Raw genomic sequence first — 25,107 nt, forward strand, 5'->3', positions numbered from 1 at the left:
CCATGCGAGTTCTTATCCTGGCACTGCGCACCCAACTGGCCACCTATCGGCGACGGTTTTGGGAGCCATTGCTAATCGTCGTGGCCATCTTTATTGCCAGCGCTGGCCTCACTGCCGTAACACTTATCAATGCCGGTGCGTCTTCGCAGTTAAAGCAGTTTGTCTTAGGGGACGTACCGGTTAATTTTCGTGTCGTTTCGCGTAGTGAAAATAACCCAATTACGCGCTCTGATTATGCTCACCTGCGGCGACAGGGGCTTAACGCCTTAGTGGCTTACACTCAAACCAGTGATCGGCTAGCGGTTGATACGGTTACGCTGTTTAATCTGCTGCCAGAGACTAATGGTGGTACATCACAGCAAAACAGCTTTGCACACCAGGCCGCGCTCAATGGTATTGAAGATATCAATCAGTTTTACCGTAGCGAGGTTACATTACAAACCCATCCGCTAAGCGGCCTGCTGGTAATGGGGGCGCTGTCTCCCGAGCAGTATAAGCTGCTCGAAGAATCACTCCCTGCACACCTTCAGTTAGCGCCCTTTGAATTGACTTCCTCCGCCAACAATCTGAGTGACAGTTTCAGCCTCAATTTGTGGGCCATGGGCGCGCTGATGGTGTTGGTGAGCATTTTTATTGTATTTAATGCCTTTAATCTGCTGTTGGCTGCGCGCACGCCGGTGTTGGTAAAGCTGCGCCAGCTGGGTGTTAGTCAGGCAATATTACTCCGGGTGTTGCAACTAGAAATGTTTATCCTGGCGCTGGTTGGCGCGGTTGGCGGAGTATTTGCCGGGGCTTCGCTGGTTAGTGCTATCACGCCGGTGCTGAGTAACATTTACCGGTTTTTACTGGACGGGCAGTTTAGCGGTGGTCAGTTTTCCACACCGCGACTGATGTTGCTGGCCGTGGTGTTTTGTGCAATAGCAGTGATGATAATGGGGCTGTTGATCAGGCAACGTCTGGCCCACAGTCTGGCCCGGCGCAGTTATCTGGTGGCGGCGTTTAATCGGCGTTTAAAACCGCTCTATAACGTCTGGCTGTTGCTGAGCTTAATGTTAGTGGCGCTTGGTGCGTGGCTGGTAGCCAGCCAGTTACAGGCACTCTTATACATTGGTCTGGTTTTAATTACCGGTTGCACTACGGTGGTGTTGCTGATGCCGCAGTTAATGAGCCTGGTTGCACAGCGGATAAGTACAACAAAGCCGCTACTGCACTGGAGCATGCACAATGCGGTGAGTCTGTCGCAGCGCACCAGACTGGCGGCCTGTGCATTTTTTATCGCGCTGGCGGCCAATATTGGCATGAATGTGATGGTCGACAGTTTTCGCCAGGCCACCGAGCAATGGCTGGAACAACGCCTGTTTGCACCGTTTTATCTCTACACAGATTTTGAAGGGGATTTGTCGGCCGAAGAGGGCGCGCCGGTGCCACTGTTAGCCCGTTATGGCAAAGACGTCCGCGTTAATGGGCAAACCCTTGAGCTACGCAGTTTTCCCGATGGCGCTGAATATCAGCAGTACTTAATGCTTGATAGTGAGTCAGCCAATGCCTGGTCTGCCTTTTATGCACAGCGCGGTGTGTTCATTAATCAACAATTTGCCTATCGGCAGGGGCTTAACACCGGTGATGCTGTTAGCCTGCCTTCAAACGCCGGGTTGCAGGCCTTTGAAATAGTAGGCGTGTATCCGGATTACGGTAACCCGAAAGCGCAGGTGTTGCTGCCAGAGGCATTGCTCTCTGGTGAGTATGAGTTGATTTCAGCGTATGCCGCTTTTGCTTCGTCTTCAGAGCAGGCTGCGCTCGAAAGCTGGCTTAACGAGCAGAGTGAGTCGGCACGTCTTATCCCGCGAAGCACCCTGATTGAGCAGTCGATGATGGTGTTCTCCCGCACATTTTTAACCACTGACACGTTAAACCTGGTCACTATGCTGGTGGCCGCGCTATCGTTTTTTGTATCGATTACGCTGCTGGTGATGGATATTAAGCCGCAGTTGTTGCTGCTGCGCAGCGTTGGCGTCAGCCCGTTGCGTATCAAGCTGTCGTTGTTTACGCAGTATTGTTTTATTGCGGTGAGTTGTGCGCTGCTGGCACTCCCATTTGCGCTGTTACTGGCCTGGCTGCTGGTGAATAAGGTGAATCGTTTTGCCTTTCACTGGACTTACCCGTTAATCCTCGATCCGATGATTATTATGCAAAGTTTGCTAATCGGGCTGGGTCTCTTATTGCTACTCATGGCATTGCCGCTTGGCAGGTTACAGGCCCGATTTTATTCGCAGCAGGAGGCATTATGAACAGAATATGGCTTTTACTGCTGGGACTGGGCTGTGCTTTTTCAGCGCCGTTGCACTCTCAACAAGACAACCGTGCTTCACTGTTTGGCGGTTTTAAAGCTGACAATAAGGCGCAGGTAAGCATTGCACAACCTGTGTCTTTACCCGCCGATCACGCACCGCATCAGGGCTATCAGATTGAGTGGTGGTACCTTACGTTACTGATGGAAAACGAGGCAGGTGAGCCGTTTAATTATCAGTTTACCTTGTTCAAATTTGCCCGCCCTGAATTAGCCTCAAATTGGGGCGAAGGTAATGTCTGGATGGGGCACTCCTCGTTGCACACTCAGACTCAGCATTATTTTGATGAAAAATTTGCTCAACAGGGTACCGGTATCGCCAGCTTTAGTTCTGCGCCAGTAGCGTTTTATATTGATAACTGGCAGTGGCAAAGTAAGCGGGAGGCAGCGTTATTTCCTGCAGCGCTTAATACCACCTCTGGCCCTGCGGCGCTAACACTGAAACTAACTGCCGATAAGCCGTTTGTAAAACACGGCCAACAGGGCGTGAGTTTTAAAACCGGTGACGGACGTTATCGTTCTTACTACTACAGCCAGACGTTTATTAACGCCAGCGGCCAGATCATTTTAGATGGCGTAACCCATAAGGTTAGCGGCCTTGGTTGGTACGATCACGAATGGACATCACAACTGGCCGACGAGGACGCGCTGGGTTGGGACTGGTTTTCACTGCATTTTGACGACGGGCGAAAACTGATGGCCTTTACCATGTATGTGGATGGCGGCGAGTCATACACCACAGGTACATTAATCACTGCTCAAGGCGAACCGCAACCGCTGGGTCCTAACGAGCTGCAGATTTTACCTCTTAACACCAGTGAAGTCGCGGGCCGGGATATCCCTACTGAGTGGCAAATTAGCATTCCCGCTCAGCAAATCGACATTACTACTAAAGCGTTTAAAACCGATCAGTGGAATCACAGCCGCTTTCCTTATTACGAAGGGGCAATTTCCTTTGGCGGCAGCCATGCCGGTAAGGGCTATATGGAGCTTACCGGTTACTGATTTCGGACGCTTCTTTTTGGCTTGTTTTCGATATCAGCATAAAGAACAAAATGAGATAGAGGGGCATATCAATAAATGTGGTGTAGGTTAACCACTGATCTTCGGTAAGCAGTATCGCCACAGCGTAATTAATGCCTGCCATTAATAGCCCGAGAACACTCAGCCCTATTACAAATGGCTGATGTTGTATCGGTGCATTCAGGTAACGCTCAAAACGAGGGGCGAAGTACTTTCCTTTACGGAATACGCCATCGATTAGCAATACCAGTGCGCCCAGCACTCCCATTATTGTGCCTTTTAGCTGAACAAATAACTCACTGTCGAAAGTGAGCGATAACAATGCGGATATCAACAGCATAACCGTGCCAAAAACAGCAAAGCCGCCGAGTAAGTCAACTTTAACAAAGCGCTGTACCACCACCAGAGCTAAGCCTAAAGCGATGCTGGTAAATGCCGCCACGGTTAAGTCGCCGGTTGTTTTGGACACAATAAAAAATGCCGCGCCTAAGCCGATATCGGCGAAGATAGAGTGTTTGTTCTTGCGCCACTGTTCACTTTGTTTCTGGCGTTCCTGTTTGAGTGTTTCGGTCTCTTGTGCGTGGGTACCGGCGAGTTTTTTTAGTTTCTTATCGGCAAAGTAAATGTCGTTATCCGGGTGACTGGCGTAGATGCGCTCATGGTTATGGTAAACCTCAATGCCAACGGTCAGCCAGTTGATATAGCCCACCGACACTTTTAGCGTATTGCCTGCGTCATCAGATTGGACATTATGGGTAAGTACTTTTAGCTCGTCGATAAAGTTACCGGTTAACTCATCAATCAGGTGTCCGTTTTTATACAGCCGCGATGTATAAGTAGTAAATGAAAACGAATAGTGGGCTTCATAGTTGCTGTTGTCATAGTAGAAAGGACGCCGATAGGTCCATAATCGCATCAGAGTTCTCCTTAAAAACCGGGGAGTTTGACGCAACAACGTTGCGTCTGATCAGGGTTATTCCGGAAAAATGGGAGTGGAACAACCGGGAGTGGCGAGCCCATTAATCGCCGCACCATCTTTATTAAAACGAAGGTATCTTTATACTACAGCGTTGTTCTGCTTCGGTGATGTTTTTGCTGTACTGGACCATAAAGTCCAACTGCACGGTAGAGCGGGCCGGCTGGTTATCCGGGTTAGCCGTTGTGGGTTTCCAGCGCCACCGCTTTAAAGCCTCAATGGCCTTCTTTTCAAATACGCCCTTAGGGAATGAGTCGGTCACTTGTTGTTCTGTAACCCTGCCTTCATTGTTAACCACAAATGACAAATTCACACAACCTGATAAACCGTCTTTTGCTGCGCTGATGGGATATTGTGGATTTACCCGTTTTGTCTGGGTCCAGAGTGATGCGAACTCAGACTCATCTGCCGGTTGTTCGAGCCCGCTGTCTACCGCCTGTGAATCTGTGGTCAGTTGGTTACTCGCACAGCCGGCAAGCAGGCTTATCAGACTGATAACAAGGTACTTCTTCATGGCTATGTCCTTTAGCTAATTACGTTGGCAGCGATTTATAGCAAAATTTTAGCAGTGCGTCATTAGCCAACACGGCTCACTACTCGCTGGGCCAGATCCGATAGGCGCATATTTTGCTCCATGGCGGAGCTTTGTAATTTGCGGTAAGCCTGCTGCTCCGACAAGTTGCCTTGCTGCATCAACAGCAACTTGGCCCGGTCAATCACTTTTTGCTCACTAAGTGCCTGTCTGGCGGCACCGAGCTCATCGGCCATATCCTCAATACGCTGAGCCTGACCGCGGATAAGGTCATAAAATGATTTATGCGCTGACAGGGCAGAACCTTCGGGCAGTTTTTTCGCTTCTCTTCCGGCGCCCTTAAGGCCCTTTACCGTATTGTCGTAAAGCATGGTAATTGGCGTATCAGTAAGTGGTGGTGAACTGTTCAGTGTTGCGATCAGTAATTCATGATTACGCAGCTCTTCTTCGGCCTGTTGAATGCGCAGTGTAGCCTGATCGGTAAGGCGGTCGGTCAGGTGCTCTTCAATTGACTGCATGGCATCAATACGCTGCGTCGCGATGTCGTACCAAATTTCGCTGAGTTCAGCCGAGCATTCTCCGCCAGAGGCCAGCGACTGGATCATTTCGCGTAATCGGGTGATCTGGGTGGCCGTGTCGCTGGTTTGCTGTAACTGCCACATTTGCATTTCTTCTTCATCAGCAAAGTTTTCGAAGGTTTCAAAACAGTGTAGTTGAGAATCACTGAGGGCACTCACCCGATCGCCCAGATCACTGTCGAAGTGACTCTCGGCAAAGCCAATGGCACCCCACGCCCGTTCCTGCCCGGCGTATTCTTTTCCCTGCATAAAGTTAAACAGGGCAACCAGTAAGCGTGTCATGGTGGGATCGCTGGCCACATCGGCCGCCTCAAACACTACGTCGAGTAAACCGGTAATTAAGCGGCAGTACGCGTTGGTAGATTCCAGCGGCGTAAGTTGTTGCTTGGCAATTTTATTGCGCAAATCGGGTAAGTGATCCATACCCTGCAGGGCAAAGGTGATACTGCTAAGCAATCGCATGGACTGGCCGTTGTCGTGCTGGCCAAGATAAAGCGACTTAAGCAGGCTGCGTAAATTCTGCTCGCAGACTTCACTGGCGGTTATTTGCTGCTGACGTTGCTCACCAAACCGGTCGCCCTTAGAACCTAAGAATACATTGCTTAAACCACGTTCGCGCTGGAGCTGATGAATCATGTCTTTTACGGCTTTTACCGTGCGGCAGTTTGAAGACAAATGCTGTAATGCCTGAATTTCCTGATGCTTAGCTGACAATAAAAATCGCTTGGTAATGTCACTGTGTTTGCTCATCAGGCGCTCCGAAATGTTCGCTGGCTGTTAAACCTGAGAGATAAGCAATTCTTATTCCTATGTAATACTTTAGTCATAAAGCGCGCTGTTTGCGGTTTAAATCAACAGTAAATGGACGGTTTGCCTAAAATACGCGCAATAATAACCGCAGCATAGTAAGTTGTACCGTTAATGGATGCACTTAATTGGTGAAATTGCGCTATCGTGGCGCGCTATGCTTAAGGGGAATTGTTTTGAAAAATTACAGACTATTTTTAAGTTGTTGATAAATAGATTTAATTTGTTTTTATATGAATTGGCATCGAAATTGTATTTGTAAAAACAGCAAACCGTAATGGTTTTACAATTGGAAAAGAATTCGGATAAAGGCGTCCGCAACTTACTTCTCAGGGGGTGAGTGCGGACGCCTTTTTTTGTGCCTGACGATTGTAATGAAGTGTTTGTGGGTGTGTTTTTGTTCAATATATTTAGGTGATTAATATGGCGTATTTACTACCTTCTGAGTTTGCAACCAAAATGGTTGATGCGGGTGAATCGAAGATTTACATGTCGACCCGCGACACGTTAATTCGTGCTTTTATGGCTGGTGCTATTCTGGCGCTTGCTGCAGTATTTGCGATTACAATCGCTGTTAAAACCGGTGTGTTTCTGATTGGGGCTATCCTGTTTCCGGTTGGGTTCTGTATGCTTTATCTGATGGGCTTTGACCTGTTAACCGGTGTGTTTGTATTGGCGCCGCTGGCCTGGCTGGCTAAACGGCCCGGTGTTACCTGGCCGCAAATTTTACGTAACTGGGGACTGGTGTTCCTGGGTAACTTTGCCGGTGCGTTAACCGTTGCTTTTATGATGTCGTTTATCTTTACCATGGGTTACAACACCGATGGCGGCGCTATTGCTACCAAAGTGGCCGGTATCGGTGAGGCGCGTACTCTGGGTTATGCTGAATACGGTGCAGCTGGCTGGTTTACTATTTTTATCCGCGGCATGCTGTGTAACTGGATGGTATCACTGGGTGTAGTCGGTGCGATGATTTCTACCCACGTGAGCGGTAAGGTACTGGCGATGTGGATGCCTATCATGCTGTTCTTCTTTATGGGTTTTGAACATTCAGTGGTTAATATGTTCCTGTTCCCGTTTGGCCTGATTATGGGGGGTGACTTCTCTGTGATGGATTATTTCATCTGGAACGAGATCCCAACAGCTTTAGGTAACCTGGTAGGTGGTTTAGCGTTCACTGGTCTGACGCTTTATTCAACGCACGTTAAAACGGCACCTAAGCGTGTACTGGCCACAGGTGGTACTAACAAAGCAGTGCCTGCGGCGAAAGTGAACGATAAAGTATAATATTTTATGCCTGAAGTACGCTGGGGAGCATTCTCCGGCAAAGGAATAAAAAACATTAATCAGGACTGTCACGCTGTGACAGTGCCTGATTTTTCGCGTTTGCAGCGTCGTGGCGTGATTGCCGCCGTAGCAGACGGGATCAGCAGTAGTCAGGTAAGTCAGTACGCCAGCGAACTGGCTATAAATGAGTTTGTTCGCGATTACCTGATGACTGCCGACGTATGGTCACCAGCGCGTGCCGCCGAGCTGGTCCTGCGAACCCTTAACACCCGCTTGTATATCAAGTCACAGCTTAGCCCTTATCGGGAGAATCCGGATAAGGGCTACGTGTGTACTTTTAGTGCCGTGCTGCTGCATGGTGACAAAGCCATCTTGCTGCACTGCGGTGACAGCCGTATTTATCATGTGCGTCAGCACAAGGCCCAATTGTGTACCGTAGACCATCGTCAGCAAGGTGAGGGCGGCCAGTATTATTTGAGTAATGCACTGGGTATTAAGCCCGAATTACATGTCGATATTAGCGTCAGGGATATTCAGCCCGGCGATACCTTTGTGGTGATGACCGACGGTATCGCCGAAACGCTTAGTGTCGAAGACTGGTTAGCCGTTTTACATCAAGCTAACACCGACTCCGACTTAAATAAGGGCTGCGAACAGGTTGCTACGATGGCACTGGATTTTGGTTGTAATGATAACCTGACCATCGCTGCGGTTAATGCTGAGTCCATTCATCCGCCGGCACCGGTGAGCTATGAGTCATCCGGTTACCTGCCATTTATTCAGAGCCCGCTAACCACTGGCAGCGTTATTGACGACTGGCGAGTGGAAAAGCAGCTTAGCAACACCGAACGCAGTAGCGTGTATCTTGCACGCCATCAGCACTTCAATGAGCTCGTGGTGCTTAAACTGCCTGCCGTGTCGATGCAGGATAACAGCGGCTTTCTGGATGAAATGATTAAAGAGGAGTGGGTGGCTAAGCGGGTGAGTCATCCACAATTACTTGCTGGCGTTGGTGAGACGTTTTCCCGCAGCTGTTTTTACGTTGTGCTGACATACTGTCCGGGCATTAGTATGCGGCAGTGGCGTGATGATAATGGCGCGCCTGATCTGATGGTACTCAGAGACTGGGCTACGCAAGTAGCGGGCGCATTAACTGCGCTGCACCGGCAGGGGATATTGCATCAGGATATTCGTCCGGAGAATGTGCTGGTTGGCGACAACAATACCCTTACGCTGATTGACTATGGCGCTGCCAGCATTTCCGGTCACAACTTTTTAATGGCCAGCGAGCAGTTGTTTATTCCCGGCGACTTGCTGTTTGCTGCGCCGGAGTATTTCGTTGGCCTGTGGCCAGATGAGCGCGCTGAGCAGTTCTCTCTTGCGGTATTACTGTATTACCTGTTGTCGGGGGAGTATCCCTATGATGCGGGCGTGGCCAAAAAGACCAGTTATTCAGCCTTACTCAAACTGCGCTACATCAGCTTAAATCAGCGCAATGTGTCGGTACCGGCGTGGCTGGATGCCACCATAAAGCGTGCCTGTCATCCTCAGGCTACCAAACGCTACGAAAGTTTGTCGGAATTTGTTTATGACCTGCACCATCCTAATCCGGCGTATGGACGCACGCTACCCTTGATGGAGCGTCACCCGGTTCGGGTATGGCAGGGAATCTCCGGCATTCTGGCTATTACGGTAATTGTATTGCTGGTGCTGCTGTTCGACGCACCCTAAAGTAGCCAGTGCGATGCACCAAGAACAGGATTCTGCTTCGTTTTGGTGCGTGTCAGTATGGGGCAGATGAGCATTAAAAAAGCTAAGTGATTGAAAGTCATTAATTATAAATGTTGGCACTTAACTTGTATTGCTTTATTGGTATCAGATTTACATCAAGACTCTTGTGCCATTTACATTGCTAAGCAATAGCGTAGTACAAGAGCCTACACAAACAGATTAGCAAATGCTTAAACAGGCAACGAAGCCCACAACCAGGAATGGTTGTGGGTTTTTTTTTGCCTTTAAAAAAGGTAGACGAAATGAACATGTCATCACGGCAACAACGCATCGTTATTATTGGTAATGGTATGGTGGGTCACCACTTTGTTGAGCAATTGATTAACAGTGAGCATAACTGCCATATCACGGTATTAAGTGGCGAAAGCCGACTGGCTTATGACCGTGTTTATCTCTCTTCTTACTTTTCCGGCAAAACCGCTGCTGACCTGGCGCTGACCGATGAGCAAACCTATCAGAACTGGGGCGTAAATGCTGTCACCAACGCCTGGGTTACCAACATCGATCGTGAAAAGCAGGTTGTTACAACCCAATCAGGCGACACGTATGAGTACGATACCCTGGTACTGGCAACCGGTTCTTACCCTTTCGTGCCGCCTATTCCGGGTAACGATCAGGAACACTGTCTGGTGTACCGGACTATTGAAGACTTAGAAGCCATCAGCGCTTCTGCCGCGCAAAGCAAGGTGGGCGTTGTGGTGGGCGGCGGTCTGTTAGGCCTGGAAGCGGCGAATGCGCTGAAACAGGCCGGGCTTGATACCCATGTGGTGGAATTTGCCCCGCAGTTGATGGCCGTCCAGCTTGACCCGATGGGCGGTGAGTTGCTGAAAGACAAAATTGAAGCGCTCGGCGTGCAGGTTCACACGCAAAAAGCCACCGAATGTATTGAAGCCGGCGAAACCTGTCGCTACCGCATGAAGTTTTCCGACGGTACGCACCTGGAAACCGACCTGGTGCTATTTTCTGCCGGGATCCGTCCCAGCGATCAGCTGGCTCGTGAATTCGGGTTAGTTATCGGCGAACGGGGTGGTATTGTTATCGATAATCAGTGTAAAACCTCTGATAAGAATGTTTATGCCATCGGCGAATGTGCCCTGTGGGATAAGAAAATTTATGGTCTGGTTGCGCCTGGTTATGCCATGGCTCGCGCTGCCGTCGCCGATATCATCGGTAATGAAGGTGAATTTGCCGGCTTTGACATGAGCACCAAACTGAAACTAATGGGCGTAGAAGTAGGCTCAATTGGTGATGCCCATGGCCGTACACCAGGCGCGTTGTCATACACCTACCACAATCAGCCGGAAGGGGTGTATAAAAAGCTGGTTGTCGATGCTAATAAATCCCTGGTGCTGGGCGCCGTGTTAATTGGTGATACCAGCGATTACGACACCTTACTTCAGTATGCATTAAACAGTATTGCGTTACCGGATAGCCCGGAGTCTTTAATTTTACCGTCAGCAGGGGAAAAACCGCTGCTGGGGGCCGATGCGCTGGGTGATACGGCAACCATTTGTTCGTGCCACAACGTTTCTAAAGGCGACATCGTGGGTGCCATCGACGGCGGTTGCTGCTCGGTAGGCGATGTAAAATCCAGCACCAAAGCAGCTACAGGCTGTGGTGGTTGTGCGGCATTACTGAAAAACGTGGTCGACAGCGAACTGGAAAAACGCGGCGTAGAAGTGTCCAAGGCCATTTGTGAGCACTTTGACTACTCCCGTCAGGAGCTTTATCACCTGATTCAGGTTGGCAAAATCCAAAGCTTTGAAGAACTGCTGGAAAAACACGGTAAAGGCCTTGGCTGTGATATCTGTAAACCGGCTGCCGGATCGATTTTTGCCTCGGTGTGGAACGATTACATTCTGGCTAAACAGCATCAGCCGCTGCAGGACACCAACGATACCTATCTGGGCAACATGCAGAAAGACGGTACTTATTCCATTGTGCCGCGTGTAGCAGGTGGTGAGATCACGCCGGATAAACTCATTTTATTAGGTGACGTGGCCAAGCGCTATAACCTGTATACCAAAATTACCGGTGGTCAGCGTATCGACCTGTTCGGTGCCCGTGTCGACCAGCTTCCGGCTATTTGGGAAGAACTGGTGGCCGGCGGCTTTGAAACCGGGCATGCCTATGCTAAAGCCTTGCGTACCGTTAAATCCTGTGTAGGCAGTACCTGGTGCCGTTATGGCGTGCAGGACTCAGTGGGTCAGGCAATTGATTTAGAAAACCGCTACAAAGGCCTGCGTGCACCGCACAAAATTAAATTTGCTGTGTCTGGTTGTACCCGTGAATGCGCTGAAGCGCAGGGTAAGGACATTGGCGTTATCGCCACCGAAAACGGCTGGAACCTCTACGTGTGTGGTAATGGTGGGATGAAACCGCGCCACGCAGATTTATTCGCCACCGATCTGGACGATGCCACGCTGGTGAAATACATCGACCGGGTGCTGATGTTTTATACCAAAACGGCCGATCGTCTGCAGCGTACATCAGTATGGATGGAAAATCTTGAAGGCGGACTGGAATACTTAAAATCAGTCGTCATTGACGATTCGCTGGGCATTTGCGACGAGCTTGAAGCGCAGATGCAGCATATCGCCGATACCTATCAGTGCGAGTGGAAAACCACCGTTGAATCGCCTGAAGCATTAAAACGTTTTCGTCAGTTCGTTAACAGTGATGAGTCGGATTCAAATATCCAGTTCGTTACCGAACGCGAGCAGATTCGCCCGGCCACCAAGGCCGAAAAATTTTCGGCTGGTAAAGCCATTCCCGTAGAACTCGTGTAGGAGAATTATCATGCAGGCTCAGGCTAATATTATTGCTCAATGGCATGATGTGTGTCATGTGGATGACCTGGTCACTAACAGTGGTGTGTGTGCGCTAATCGGCGATGTACAGGTAGCGATTTTCAGTGTCCAGCTCGACGGCGAGGAGAATCTCTATGTTATCAGTAACTGGGATCCGATTGGTGAGGCTAATGTGCTGTATCGCGGCATCGTGGGCACGCTGACCGATAAAATTGTCGTGGCGTCACCGCTTTATAAAGAACACTACGACCTGGCTTCGGGAACGTGCCTGGAACGTGATGATATCAGCGTTAACACCTATCCGGTGCGCGTTGATCACGACCGTGTGTTAATCGAACTTTAATCACGAGCGAAACTATGAATGCCATGCTGCCAGATGTAAGCCCCCAACGCCAACCAGCCAGTAAACTGGTGCAAACCACCTGTCCATATTGTGGTGTGGGGTGTGGTGTGGATGTGATGCAAAGCGGTGGCATGACAGGTAGCCTCAGCGAGCTCAAAGGTTCCGCTGAACATCCGGCTAACTTTGGGCGCCTGTGTATCAAAGGCACCCATCTGCTGGAAACCCTGGACGGTAATAAGCGTTTACTCAAGCCCGTGGTGTTTGGTCGGCAGGCCAGCTGGGATGAAGCAACGTCGATCATTGCGGCCAGAATGAAAAGTATTGTTGAGCAACATGGCCCGGATGCCGTAGCGATTTATGGCTCAGGTCAGTTGCTTACCGAAGATTACTACGTTGCCAATAAGCTGATGAAAGGGTTTATTGGTACTGCGAATATCGATACTAATTCGCGGCTGTGTATGTCTTCTGCGGTGGTTGCTCATAAACGGGCATTCGGTGAAGACATCGTGCCGTGCAATTACGAAGACCTCGAACACACCGATTTACTTATTCTTACCGGCAGCAACGCGGCCTGGACGCACCCGGTATTATTCCAGCGCATCGAACGGGCTAAACTGCGTAACCCGGACATGAAAGTAGTGGTCGTAGACCCCAGAGAAACCGACAGCTGTTCACTGGCCGATTTGCATGTGGCGCTTAAGCCAGGCACCGATGCCGTATTGTTTTGTGGCCTGCTGAATTATCTTGCCCATCACAATTCCCTAGACGATACGTTTATCCAGAATTCAACCAATGGATTTGCCGAGGCGCTGGCTGAAGTATCAGCGTGGACGGTAGCGAAGGTTGCTGAAACCTGTGATGTACCGGTTGCCGTAATAGAGTTGTTGTTCAACTGGTTTACGAGCCTGCCCCGGGCTATTACGTTTTTCTCCATGGGCATTAACCAGTCAACCAGTGGTGTGGATAAAGGCAATGCCATTATCAATTGCCACCTAGCCTCAGGCAAAATCGGCAAAGAGGGCAGTGGGCCGTTTTCGATTACCGGTCAGCCTAATGCCATGGGAGGCCGTGAGGTTGGCGGTTTATCCAATATGCTGGCCGCGCATATGGATATCGATAATCCTCAGCACCATGCTACGGTTAAAGCATTCTGGCAGGCGCCGAATCTAATCACTAAGCCCGGTTTACGGGCGGTGGATATGTTTCAGGCGGCGGCCGATGGCAAAGTTAAATGCCTCTGGATCATGGCAACTAACCCGGTAGCCAGCATGCCAAACCGGGCGTTAGTGGAAGCCGCGCTAAAAAATTGTGAGCTGGTCATCGTATCAGACACCGCAGCACAAACCGATACCCTTAACTATGCACATATTGCGCTGCCAGCCACCGGCTGGTCGGAGAAAAACGGCACCGTAACTAACTCTGAGCGGCGGATTTCCCGTCAGCGCGGATTGGTTGAACCTATGGGTGAAGCCAGGCACGACTGGGAAATTCTGTCGATGGTAGGCCGGGCAATGGGTTTTGAAGAGGCGTTTGCCTATCAGCATCCGGCCGAGATTTTTGCAGAGCATTGTGCGCTGACCGCTGCCAACAACAACGGCAGCCGTGCGCTGGATTTAGGCCCGTTGGCCGATTTAAACATCGCACAATACGATAGTCTGCGCCCGCAGCAATGGCCCCTGAGTAACACCCACCGTATTGGGACAGACCGGCTGTTTGCTGACGGGTCTTTTTACACGCCAGACGGCAAAGCTAATTTTGTGGCCATCACGCCACGTTTACCTGAGCAGCAAACCAGCGCCGAATACCCGTTTGTGTTAAACACCGGCCGCGTGCGGGACCAGTGGCACACCATGACCCGTACAGGTAATGCGCCGCGCTTACTCAAACATATCGACCGGCCCTGGTTAAGTATTCATCCAGTGGATGCACAAGCACTTGATGTTAAAGACGGTGATCTGATCAAAGCGGAAGCTGCCTGTACTGGCGATTTAGAAGTCATTTTGCCGGTAAAAATCGATGATAAACAGCGTCGTAAAGAAGTGTTCGCGCCGTTTCACTGGTCTGCTACCTGGGGCTCTCATGCCCGGGTTGGCGCCTTATTGAATGGCGTAAACGATGCGCTGTCTGGTCAGCCGGAATTAAAACACGGTGCTATTAAATTAAGCCCGGTGAAGATGCAGAGCTATGGCATTATTTTTGGTGAAGAATCACTGGTACAGCGTTTACAAAAGGCGGCTTATTATTATCTTAAGATGCCAACGCCTGTGGCGCACAGTATTGATGTGGCGGACCCGCGCATGCCACAGGAAGTGCTCAGCGATATCCTGCCGTGTTTACCGCGAGATGCGCAGTGGGCTACCAAGCAAGGGCCTGACCAGCTAAGTGTTGTGGTTACCCGGAAAGAAAAGCTTATTCTCGCCGTTCTTATTAACCACCGGCCAAACGATATACCGCGCGACTGGCTGGACTCATTGTATAGCAGTGAGTCACTAACACCTGAACAGATTAACGGCTTGTTAGAACAGCAGCCAGACGAAGCATTCCGCCTCGGTAAAGTGGTATGTAGTTGCTTCGGCGTGCGTGAAAAGACTATCACGCAAGCCATTAGCCAGGGCACTAACACCGTTAGTGAGCTTGGCAAGACGCTGAAGTGCGGTACTAATTGTGGTTCGTGTAAAACCGAACTGGCCAGTCTGATTGCATCGATGCCCCTCGATGCGCAGCAAAACGAGGAAACGACTAATGAATATGCGCTTTAATACTCTGATGATGCCGCTAATGTTAAAAGTGTCCCGTTTGGGTGCGGCATTGTTTGGCCCGCAACATGATACTCCGGCAGACAGAAATACCGCCGGGCGAACTGGTCAAACTGGTGAAGTGTTTATCGTTGGGGCCGGACCGGGTGATGCTGAACTGCTCACGCTGAAGGCACACCGCTTATTACAGGAAGCCGACGTGGTGTTATTTGACTGGCTGGTGGATCAATCGGTACTCGATTGTATTCCCCGTCATGTGGCCCGCGAGTTTGTGGGTAAACGTTGTGGCAAGCACAGCGTGCCCCAGGAAATGATTTGCCAGAGGCTGGTTGAGCTTGGGCTTGAGGGTAAGCGGGTAGTGCGCTTAAAAGGCGGCGATCCGGCGATTTTTGCCCGCACCAGCGAAGAAACCGATGCCCTGCATCAGGCGGGTATTCCGTTTGCTATTGTGCCCGGAATAACGGCGGCGTCCGGCGCTTCCGCTTACACCGGCATTCCACTCACTGATCGCCGTTTTGCTCAGTCTGTGCGATTTATGACCGCGCAGTTTAAGGACCCGGCCAAAGAGGCAGACTGGCAGGCCATTGCCCAAAGCAGTGCGCGGGAAACCACGGTGGTTTATATGGGGCTGAAGCGTTTAGCGTTGTTATCTCAGCGTCTTACAGAAGCCGGTGTTGATGCTAACTTACCCGTTGCAGTGATTGAAAACGCGTGTTGTAATCAACAGCAGGTTATCGTTGGCACCGTCAGCGATATTTATCAACGCGTGCTCGACGCGGCAATCGAAGGACCGGCACTTACCGTGATTGGTCATGTGGTTTCTGCCCGTCAGCCCATCACCGCCGATTTGTTACATCATACCTATGAGCAACGCGCCATTTAGCGAATACATCAAAGCCCTCGGCAAAGGCCAGCGGGGCGCCCGGCATCTTACTCAAGCTGAAGCTTTTGATGCTTTTTCTCAATTACTCAACCAATCTATAGCGCCGGAACAAGCCGGCGCTTTTTTGATGCTGCTGCGCATGCAGGAAGAATCTGTTGAAGAGCTATGCGGCTTTATTGCCGCCTGTCGCGACAAGTTACCCGCCGCATTAAGCGCAATGCAAGCCAGTGTGGATATTGGTTGTTATGCCGGTAAACGCCGACAATTACCCTGGTATTTATTGAGCGCGGCGTTACTTGCAAGCGTTGGCTACCGGGTGTGCCTGCATGGGGCGTCAGAACCCGGTTCAAAACGCTTTTATGCCAGCCATGCCCTGGCCGAGTTGGGTTTGCCACTGGCAACGTCGGTGCAACATGCCGAGCAAACCATGGGCAGCATGAATGTCTGTTATCTGGATTTAGGCATTGCCCTACCCGAGCTTGATCGCATTATTAAACTGCGCGAATTATTTGGCTTACGGTCCTGTGCCAATACCCTGGCAAGGCTGTTAAACCCCAGTAATGCGCCGTTTGCAGTACAGGGGGTATACCATACTCACCTGGATGAGCGACATGCCAAAGTTAATGAAACCTTTAGCTCACAGCAGTCACTGGTGTTTCGTGGCGACGGCGGCGACCCTGAGGTGAATCGCGACAGACCAACAGATTTGTATTACACCCGAAGCGGCGCCACTACCAAACTGGTGTTACCCGAAGCGGATGGCTGGGCAATGAAAGAACGTGATTTCTCAGTGGCGACGATGTTAGCGGTGTGGCGGGGCGATCTGGAACACGGTTATGCCCGTCAGGCCGTGATTGCTTCGCTGGCGGTGTATCTGATGTTACTGGAAAAATTAAGCCAGCAAGAGGCCCAACAGCGGGCAACAGAGCTATGGCAAATGCGCCATAAGCAGGCATTGCCTTTTCACAGTGAGCACTGACAGTGCACAAAATGCACTACGATGAGTCGCTGAATTTCGGCGACAAATAACCGAAATTCATAAGTTGTTGAAATTAATGGTTATTAAATGTTGGCACTAAATGTGTATATATCTAAATAGCAATACTAGTATGCGCTATACCTAAACAATTTATTAATACCTTGCTGTCTTCTAACGAGGCGAGGTACACGGCAACGAAGCCCACCCGTTCACAATGACGATGTCATTTCGAACGGGTGGGTTTTTTTTTGGCTTAAGGAAAGTACATGTTACACAAGACTGTAAAACACAAGTTCAAGCAGGTGGCAGGTTCTCTGACACTGGTTGCGTCATTATTTACTGCCTCAGTGACTACCGTGTCTGCTGAGGATATTGGCTGGCCAGAAAAAGAAGAGCTGAAGTTTGGTTTTATCAAGCTTACCGATATGGCGCCACTGGCGATTGCTTATGAAAAAGGCTATTTCGAAGACGAAGGTCTGTACGTCACGCTGGAAGCTCAGGCTAACTGGAAAGTGCTGCTCGACCGCGTTATTGACGGCCAGCTTGACGGCGCGCACATGCTGGCTGGTCAGCCGCTCGGCGCCACCATTGGTTTTGGTACCCAGTCCCACATTATTACTGCTTTCAGCATGGACTTAAATGGTAACGGGATCACCGTTTCTAACGATGTCTGGGCTGAGATGGAAAAGCACATTCCGGTTGAAAATGGCAAGCCAGTACATCCAATTAAAGCCGACTACTTAAAGCCGGTGGTGGAGAGTTACAAACAAGCGGGCAAGCCATTTAAAATGGGCATGGTATTTCCGGTTTCCACGCATAACTATGAGCTGCGCTACTGGTTAGCCGCAGGCGGCATCCACCCAGGTTACTATGCACCGCACAAAGGTGATACCTCAGGCCAAATCGATGCTCAGGCGCTGCTGTCGGTAACGCCACCACCGCAAATGCCAGCGACCATGGAAGCCGGCACCATTTATGGTTACTGCGTAGGTGAACCGTGGAATCAACAAGCGGTATTTAAAGGGATTGGTGTACCGGTTATTACCGACTACGAAATCTGGAAAAACAACCCGGAAAAAGTGTTCGGTGTGAGCAAAACCTGGGCCGAAGAAAACCCCAATACGCACATTCGCGTGGTTAAGGCGATGATCCGCGCGGCCATGTGGTTAGATGCAAACAACAACGCTAACCGCCCGGAAGCCGTTAAAATTCTGGCCAAGAGCAGCTATGTAGGTGCCGATGCCGACGTTATTGCTAACAGCATGACCGGTACCTTTGAATACGAAAAAGGCGATAAGCGTGACGTGCCAGACTTTAATACCTTTTTCCGCCACAACGCGACTTACCCGTTCTACAGCGATGCAATTTGGTATTTAACCCAGATGCGCCGTTGGGGACAGATTGCAGAGCCTAAGTCTGACGACTGGTACATGCAAACAGCAAAGAGCGTATATCGCCCTGATATCTACACCCTGGCTGCAAAAGCGCTGATTGAAGAAGGTCTGGCCGATCCTAAAGATTTTCCTGACTTCGACACAGAAACCGGCTTTAAGCCGCCGCAAACAGAGTTTATCGATAACGTGACGTTTGATGGCAGCAAGCCCAATGAATACTTAGAGAAATTCTCAATTGGTCTGAAAGGCGACACGGTTCTGTAACCGTGCCTCCCGGACCCTCGATGATAAAAGGTAAAGACGATGAGTAAATCGGTACCAGTTGTCAGCCATATTGGCCAGATCCGCGGTAAAAATGTGTTAGGGAATATTATGTCCACCGTACCAAAATTATTGATGCCTGTTGTTGGCATATTATTATTCCTCGCGATTTGGAATGTGGTAGCCAAAAACATCGATACGTCGCTGGGGCAGTTTCCTGGCCCGGCGCAGGTGTGGGAACAAACCTTTACGTTAATCGATGAACACAGTGCACAGCGTGAAAAGGCAGAAGCTTTCTACGCTCGTCAGGAGGAGCGCAACGCAGCACGGGTAGCAAAAGACCCGACCTACGAGCCGAAAATCCGTGATTTCACCGGCGCGCCAACGTTCTTCGATCAGATATGGACCAGTTTATACACGGTGATGGTGGGCTTTTTTATTGCCAGCATCGTGGCGGTGCCGGTGGGAATTCTGTGTGGTTTGAGTAAGTCCGCTTACTCGGCCATGAACCCGCTGATCCAGATTTTTAAACCGGTGTCACCGCTGGCCTGGTTACCTTTGGTGACCATGGTGGTCAGTGCTGTGTATGTCAGTGATGACCCGATGTTTTCCAAATCGTTTATTACCTCGGCTTTCACAGTATCGTTGTGCTGCTTATGGCCCACGCTAATTAATACTGCAGTAGGCGTTTCCAACATCGATTCAGATCTGGTGAACGTGAGTAAGGTACTGCGGTTAAAGCCATTAAGCCATGTGCAGAAAATCGTATTGCCAGCGTCTATTCCAATGATTTTTACCGGTTTACGTTTGTCACTCGGCATAGGCTGGATGGTGCTGATTGCGGCTGAGATGCTGGCACAGAACCCGGGCCTGGGTAAGTTTGTCTGGGACGAGTTCCAGAATGGCAGCTCAGAGTCACTGGCACGCATTATGGTAGCGGTTATCACCATTGGTTTAATTGGTTTCCTGCTCGACCGTCTGATGCTGTCGGTACAGCGGTTGGTGAGCTGGGACAAAAACGCAGTGCTGCGCTAAGCGGCTAACACATTCGAGGAAATAAATTATGCAAAGCAGACATTTAGAACTCAGTCAGGTAGGGATTGATTTTCCTACGCCTAAAGGGCCGTTTACTGCGTTAACCGATGTGAATCTGAAGATTCAGAAAGGGGAGTTTATCTCGCTGATTGGTCACTCAGGCTGCGGTAAATCTACCGTATTAAATATTGTCGCCGGTCTGCATCAGGCAACCACAGGTGGCGTTATTCTCGACGGTGCTGAAGTGAAAGAGCCTGGCCCAGAGCGGGCGGTGGTGTTTCAGAACCATTCACTGCTGCCCTGGTTATCCTGCTACAAAAATGTAGAACTGGCTGTAAAGCAAACCCAGAAAGGAAAATCCAAACAGGAAATCCGCGACTGGGTAATGCACAACATGGAACTGGTGCATATGACCCATGCACTGGACAAGCTGCCATCGGAAATCTCTGGCGGTATGAAGCAGCGGGTGGGCATTGCCCGGGCGCTGGCCATGGAGCCCAAAGTGCTGCTAATGGATGAACCCTTCGGTGCCCTTGATGCGCTGACCCGGGCTCATTTACAGGACTCACTGATGGAGATCCATGCAGATTTGGGTAATACGGTGATCATGATCACTCACGATGTAGATGAAGCCGTATTGTTATCTGACCGCATCGTCATGATGACCAACGGCCCAGCAGCTACCATTGGCGAAATTCTCGACGTTAAACTCGAACGTCCCCGGGACCGTCTGGCACTGGCTGATAATCCTGAATATAACCACTATCGGCATGAAGTACTGACCTTCCTGTACGAAAAACAGAAAAAAGTGGAAACCGTTTCGGGCCATAGAAAAAACAAGCAGTCCGGCGCCAAAAAGAAGTCTGACGCCGCTTAAGTAATCTTAATAAAAACAATTTTTTAGCTCGGCCTTAAGAGGCCGGGCCGGGTATTCTCACGCTCAATTTAGGAATTTATCATGAAAACACAATGCACATTTTTCAAACGAGGCCTGCTGGCTACGGTTATCTCTGCGGCCTTATTACCTGCCGCTCAGGCGGCTACTGAGTGGCATGATGCCTTATCTGACTCCAAGGCATCAGCCAGTTTTCGCCTGCGTTACGAGGGCGCGAACCAGGATAATGCGGTAAAAGATGCCAGCGCACTGACGCTGCGTACTTTACTGAGCTTCGAATCCGGTGAGTATAACGGTTTTTCATTTAAAGCGGATTTGGAAGATGTGACCATCGTAATGGGTCAGGGCGACTACACCGTTGGCCCGGCTGGTTACAACCCAGGCGAATATTCGGTGATTGCCGACCCGGAAACCACCGAACTGAATCAGGGCTATGTTCAATTTAAAAATGACGGCCTGACCGTAAAAGCCGGACGGCAGATTATTGCGCTGGACGGCCACCGTTTTGTAGGACACGTTGGCTGGCGTCAGGACTGGCAGACCTATGATGCGGTATCGGTAAACTATAAGGCCAGTGATAAACTCAACGCGTTTTACGCCTACCTGAATAAGCGTAACAGCATTTTTGGTGAAGCGGCGGATATCGACTCAAAAGACCATTTGCTCAACGTAAGTTACCAGGATGACTTTGGTAAGTTAACCGCTTATGCCTACTTGCTTGAAGTGGATAACAACACTGATAACAGCCTGGATACCTACGGTGTAAGTTATAGCGGAGCTTATAAAACGGATTCGGTTAAATGGCTTTACAACGCAGAGTTTGCTACCCAGTCAAGCGAAGCGGCAGCGACTGATTATTCTGCCACCTACGCAATGTTAGAAGCGGGCGCGGTGGTTTCAGGCGTAACAGCTAAGTTAGGCTATGAGCTACTGGGCTCTGATGATGGCATGTACGGCTTTGCCACACCACTGGCGACCCTGCATAAATTTAATGGTTGGTCTGATCAATGGTTAGGTACGCCAGCCCAGGGCTTACAGGATGTCTACGTGAGTGCCGCAACCAAGTTTGCCGGTGGTAAATGGTTGTTTGTGTATCATGACTTCAGTGCAGATGAAGCGAGCAGCACGGTTGACGACCTGGGTAGTGAGATCAATATCCAGTACACCACCAAAATTGCTGAAAAATTTAGCTTCGGCGCTAAATATGCCAATTATTCAGCAGGCGACATTAAGGTAGATACTGATAAACTATGGGTATGGATAGCCACTAAGTTTTAATCAGACCATGACAGCAGCCGCGATAGATAAGCTGATCCAGCAGCCTCCGTATCACAGCCTGGGATTCATCCTGGCCGGAGGCAGCTCCAGACGAATGGGGAGTGACAAAGCGCAACTCAAAGTGGGTCAGCAAACCATGCTGGATATCGCGGCTGATGTGCTTCGCGCGGCAGCGGTGAATCAGCATTTTGTGGTGGGCGGTGCTCTAGCTGATTTAGTCGAACAACAGTCAGGGCAGGGGCCTGCCAGTGCTATTTGTGATGTGCTGGCGCGTTTTTCTGCAGCAGAGGGGAGTCAGCGTCTGGCTTTGTTTATGCCGGTTGATATGCCCCGTCTTTCTGTTTTCAGCATCAATACCTTACTTGAGTACGCCAGGCGTAGCCAACAAACCGCTTATTACAGTGCGCACTATTTACCCTTGGTTATACCTGTCAACATGCAATCTCAGGCGTCTGCGCAGAAGTTGATTGCCGCTGACTCGTCACCTTCGGTACGTAAATTACTGGCCTGCCTGAATGCCCAGCCCGTGGCATTTAGTGGCAAAGCGGGTGAGCTGGTAAATATTAATCGCCCTGAAGAACTGGCCGGGTTAAGTTTTTAACAGGGCTTCCTTTACGTCCTCGGGCAACGTACTGGTATAGTCTGCCAGATCCTGACTCTTATCTTTTACCGTAATGTATTGGTGGGCGTAGTAGAGTATGTTGATCCAGGCTTTATCTTCTTCAAGCGGCGCATCCTGAATATCCAGTAGCGGCGCGATTAACTCTTCCGGGAAACACCACAGGGTAAGTAAAAATACCGTAATAAGAATATCCGGATGCGTGCTCACTTTGTTTAGCTGGGCAGCCAGTTGCGGTGAGTTCTCATTGACCATTGCCAGTACCAGTCGGCCAGTGCCATTTAATACCGCTGCGGTAAATACCTTTTCCTTGCATTTGGCCGGACAATTCAGTGCAACCGCCAGGGCTTTGCCACAGGCCGCCATTTGACTGGTGCTTTCACAGACTTGCTGGTGGAGCGCGGCGGGCATGAGATGCGCGGTTTCAGTCTCCAGTACAAAACTGATGGTCAGGGCGTAAAGTAACTGTGTACCAAGTCTGCTAATGGCTTCTTCAAGGGTATCGGTGGTGCGCTGGAAACCCAGGTAGGCCGAATTGGCAACCTGCATAATACGCGCGCCGATCAACGGTTCTTCAAGAATAATATCGGCAATCTGACTGGCGTTTGTGTTTTCATCATTTAGCGCGGTACGTAACTTTTCGATAATTTCGGGCAATACCGGCAACTGGCTTAACTGACCCAGGCATTGTTGTTGGGAGTGGGTGACCGGCAGGGCTTTTAGCTTCTCTACGTGGCTTAACAGTTCACCGAGATGTTCGTCGCTAAAAGGTTTATTGAGCAGGCTGTGGGCATTGCCGCTATTGCCAAGCAAGATTTCGTCCCGGGTATCGCCGGTCATCAGTACGCGAATAGACAAAGGATATTTGTGGGCGACTTGCTGGAGTAACTCTGCGCCGTTGATCCCCGGCATTCGGTAATCGCAAAATACAATATCCGGATAGGCTTTCTCTCGCAATGACTCTTGCCATGTTAACGGCTGATTGATGAAAGTGGCATCCCAGTTTGGGATCAGGCGCCGTGAAGTACGCCTGATTGCCTTGAGCATCAGTTCATCGTCGTCGATAAACACTGCATAGTAGTTATTGGTCATCGTTGCTTTACTGCCAGCCTCAATAGCAAAAGTCATTCTGCCCGCCATCTTGTACCTATAGCCGCGAGAGTTGCTTCACATGGCTAAATGGAAATATAGGGCATTACTGGTTATGCTTATTTATACGATATTTTTTTGCAAGTTTACTGTTCGTAACCTATATAAATCAATGTAAAAATTAAAATATAAGTCATTATTGTGTAAATTGCGACAATTGTGACAATCGAAGGGTTTTGGCTATGCATATCGGTGTCAATCGCTTCCCTCTGGATGCGAAAGGATCATTTGGCGAAACGTGCGTGATATCTGAACTGGACAAAGCGGACATCAATATTGCTTTCGGTGATGTCGCAGCGGTAACTGCTCTGGCAGGCACTAATAAGGCTGACAATAAACGAAACGGTGCGCGCTGGATTGCTTCGTCCAGTTGTCTGGGGGCGATGAGCCATTTAGGCACTGATAAAGGCGAAAGCTATCTGCATGTGCTTTCTGTGGCCGATATTGATGGCGGCGCGGGCGTGGCCTCAGCGGATCTGGCGCCCGGTAAGGAGAGAGCTATCGCCGAGGCGACGCTGGTGAATGCGATGCAGGACGCGGGCAAGCTGGGTGAAATGCCGTCGTTGGTCTGGTTGATTGTGGCGCCTGGCAATGAAGAAGAAGTGCTCATTGGCCTGCATGGCGTGCTTGGTGACAGCGTGCCGATATTTGGCGGCAGCAGTGCCGACAACAGTATCGAAGGTAAATGGGTGCAGTTTGATGGTCATGAACTGCATCACAACGGTATTGTGGTCGCAGTACTTTATATGAGCGAACCGGTGTCCTGTTATTTTAGTTCGGGCTACGAGCCGACAGAATTGTCTGCTCAGGTCACTGCCGGAGAAGGTCGAAAAATTTATACCCTCGACGGCGAGCCGGCTGGCACCGTCTACAATCGCTGGCTGAATCTGCTGGAGCAAGCGCCACTGGAACCGGGCAATATATTGCAGGCAAGTACCTTTTTTCCAATTAGTCGTCACCAAGGCGCAGTGAGCCTCGGTGTGCCGCTGCTTAGCCATCCGGCACGACTGAATGACGATGGCAGCATTGAGCTGTTTGCCAGCCTGGAAGTCGGCGAGCAGATTACGCTGATGAGTGGTCAACCGGATAATCTGATTCGGCGCGCTACCGAAGTTACGGAAGTTGTGCTGCGAACCCATGAGCTGAATTATGAATGTCGCCCTAAGGCGTTAATCATTGTTTTTTGTGGTGGCTGTATGCTGGCTGTTAAGGAGCATCTTGATGAGATCCAGCGTTCTTTGCTGGTACTGGCTCAGGATGTGCCATTTATCGTGGGATTCACTTTTGGCGAGCAGGGCTGTTTCTCAGATGGCATCAGCCGTCACGGTAATTTAATGATTTCTGCAACGGCGATAGGGTGAAAT

At 50.1% G+C, this 25,107-nt stretch carries 19 protein-coding genes and 2 pseudogenes; 17 read left to right on the forward strand and 4 right to left on the reverse strand.

Annotated features, from left to right (window positions below; all coding sequences use genetic code 11):
* Positions 1-2: 2 nt before the first annotated feature.
* Complete coding sequence (locus AC566Q_RS09610) at positions 3-2,288, forward strand: FtsX-like permease family protein (protein ID WP_499616146.1); 2,286 nt, start codon at positions 3-5, stop codon at positions 2,286-2,288.
* Positions 2,285-3,352, forward strand: coding sequence for a lipocalin-like domain-containing protein (locus AC566Q_RS09615; protein WP_499616149.1), 1,068 nt, complete (start codon positions 2,285-2,287; stop codon positions 3,350-3,352). Before AC566Q_RS09610 ends, AC566Q_RS09615 begins: the two co-directional genes overlap by 4 nt.
* Here AC566Q_RS09615 and AC566Q_RS09620 read toward each other — a convergent pair.
* From AC566Q_RS09620 to AC566Q_RS09630, 3 genes are all read right to left on the reverse strand, one after another.
* Positions 3,339-4,286 carry a septation protein IspZ gene (locus AC566Q_RS09620; protein WP_499616152.1) on the reverse strand — a complete coding sequence of 316 codons (948 nt, stop codon included), beginning with the start codon at positions 4,284-4,286 and terminating at the stop codon, positions 3,339-3,341. The two genes, AC566Q_RS09615 and AC566Q_RS09620, sit on opposite strands and share 14 nt — an antisense overlap.
* Positions 4,287-4,410: 124 nt before the next feature.
* Positions 4,411-4,860 carry an energy transducer TonB gene (locus tag AC566Q_RS09625; RefSeq protein WP_499616154.1) on the reverse strand — a complete coding sequence of 150 codons (450 nt, stop codon included), beginning with the start codon at positions 4,858-4,860 and terminating at the stop codon, positions 4,411-4,413.
* 62 nt (positions 4,861-4,922) lie between these two features.
* On the reverse strand, positions 4,923-6,206 hold the full coding sequence (locus AC566Q_RS09630; RefSeq protein ID WP_499616157.1) for a nitrate- and nitrite sensing domain-containing protein: 1,284 nt from the start codon (positions 6,204-6,206) through the stop codon (positions 4,923-4,925).
* A gap of 480 nt (positions 6,207-6,686) precedes the next feature.
* On the opposite strand from AC566Q_RS09630, the gene AC566Q_RS09635 reads away from it, so the two are divergent.
* The 14 genes and pseudogenes from AC566Q_RS09635 to mobA all read left to right on the forward strand — a co-directional run bounded on the left by AC566Q_RS09635 (position 6,687) and on the right by mobA (position 22,576).
* Complete coding sequence (locus tag AC566Q_RS09635; protein ID WP_105936662.1) at positions 6,687-7,550, forward strand: formate/nitrite transporter family protein; 864 nt, start codon at positions 6,687-6,689, stop codon at positions 7,548-7,550.
* 6 nt (positions 7,551-7,556) lie between these two features.
* On the forward strand, positions 7,557-9,281 hold the full coding sequence (locus AC566Q_RS09640; RefSeq protein WP_499616161.1) for a bifunctional protein-serine/threonine kinase/phosphatase: 1,725 nt from the start codon (positions 7,557-7,559) through the stop codon (positions 9,279-9,281).
* 302 nt (positions 9,282-9,583) lie between these two features.
* Positions 9,584-12,130 carry a nitrite reductase large subunit NirB gene (gene nirB / locus AC566Q_RS09645; RefSeq protein ID WP_499616164.1) on the forward strand — a complete coding sequence of 849 codons (2,547 nt, stop codon included), beginning with the start codon at positions 9,584-9,586 and terminating at the stop codon, positions 12,128-12,130.
* 10 nt (positions 12,131-12,140) lie between these two features.
* A complete protein-coding gene (gene nirD, locus AC566Q_RS09650; RefSeq protein WP_499616166.1) occupies positions 12,141-12,494 on the forward strand; it encodes a nitrite reductase small subunit NirD in 354 nt (117 codons plus the stop codon).
* 23 nt (positions 12,495-12,517) lie between these two features.
* Positions 12,518-13,984 (forward strand): annotated as a pseudogene (locus AC566Q_RS09655) (molybdopterin-dependent oxidoreductase); the annotation flags it as partial.
* A 330-nt stretch (positions 13,985-14,314) separates the two neighbouring features.
* Positions 14,315-14,629 (forward strand): annotated as a pseudogene (locus AC566Q_RS09660) (molybdopterin dinucleotide binding domain-containing protein); the annotation flags it as partial.
* Positions 14,630-14,791: 162 nt separating this feature from the next.
* A complete protein-coding gene (locus AC566Q_RS09665; RefSeq protein ID WP_499617440.1) occupies positions 14,792-15,253 on the forward strand; it encodes a (2Fe-2S)-binding protein in 462 nt (153 codons plus the stop codon).
* The gene (gene cobA, locus AC566Q_RS09670; RefSeq protein ID WP_499616169.1) at positions 15,237-16,133 is read left to right on the forward strand and encodes a uroporphyrinogen-III C-methyltransferase; all 897 of its coding nucleotides are present in this window, start codon (positions 15,237-15,239) and stop codon (positions 16,131-16,133) included. Before AC566Q_RS09665 ends, cobA begins: the two co-directional genes overlap by 17 nt.
* Positions 16,114-17,112 (forward strand): glycosyl transferase family protein, encoded by a 999-nt coding sequence (locus AC566Q_RS09675; protein WP_499616172.1) that lies wholly within the window; start codon positions 16,114-16,116, stop codon positions 17,110-17,112. Before cobA ends, AC566Q_RS09675 begins: the two co-directional genes overlap by 20 nt.
* A 266-nt stretch (positions 17,113-17,378) precedes the next feature.
* Positions 17,379-18,770, forward strand: coding sequence for a CmpA/NrtA family ABC transporter substrate-binding protein (locus tag AC566Q_RS09680; RefSeq protein ID WP_499616175.1), 1,392 nt, complete (start codon positions 17,379-17,381; stop codon positions 18,768-18,770).
* Positions 18,771-18,878: 108 nt separating this feature from the next.
* Entirely contained in the window at positions 18,879-19,802 is a 924-nt protein-coding gene (locus tag AC566Q_RS09685; RefSeq protein WP_279318845.1) for an ABC transporter permease subunit, read from the forward strand.
* Between the two features lie 28 nt (positions 19,803-19,830).
* Positions 19,831-20,679: an ABC transporter ATP-binding protein gene (locus AC566Q_RS09690; protein WP_499616178.1), complete on the forward strand. Its 849-nt coding sequence runs from the start codon at positions 19,831-19,833 to the stop codon at positions 20,677-20,679.
* Between the two features lie 81 nt (positions 20,680-20,760).
* Positions 20,761-21,975: an alginate export family protein gene (locus tag AC566Q_RS09695; protein WP_499616182.1), complete on the forward strand. Its 1,215-nt coding sequence runs from the start codon at positions 20,761-20,763 to the stop codon at positions 21,973-21,975.
* Between the two features lie 7 nt (positions 21,976-21,982).
* On the forward strand, positions 21,983-22,576 hold the full coding sequence (gene mobA / locus AC566Q_RS09700; protein WP_105936653.1) for a molybdenum cofactor guanylyltransferase: 594 nt from the start codon (positions 21,983-21,985) through the stop codon (positions 22,574-22,576).
* Here mobA and AC566Q_RS09705 read toward each other — a convergent pair.
* Positions 22,565-23,722: an HDOD domain-containing protein gene (locus tag AC566Q_RS09705; protein ID WP_170308562.1), complete on the reverse strand. Its 1,158-nt coding sequence runs from the start codon at positions 23,720-23,722 to the stop codon at positions 22,565-22,567. The two genes, mobA and AC566Q_RS09705, sit on opposite strands and share 12 nt — an antisense overlap.
* A 203-nt stretch (positions 23,723-23,925) precedes the next feature.
* On the opposite strand from AC566Q_RS09705, the gene AC566Q_RS09710 reads away from it, so the two are divergent.
* Entirely contained in the window at positions 23,926-25,104 is a 1,179-nt protein-coding gene (locus AC566Q_RS09710) for an FIST signal transduction protein (protein ID WP_499616186.1), read from the forward strand.
* Positions 25,105-25,107: the final 3 nt, after the last annotated feature.

The organism is Alteromonas sp. H02, assembly GCF_059682525.1.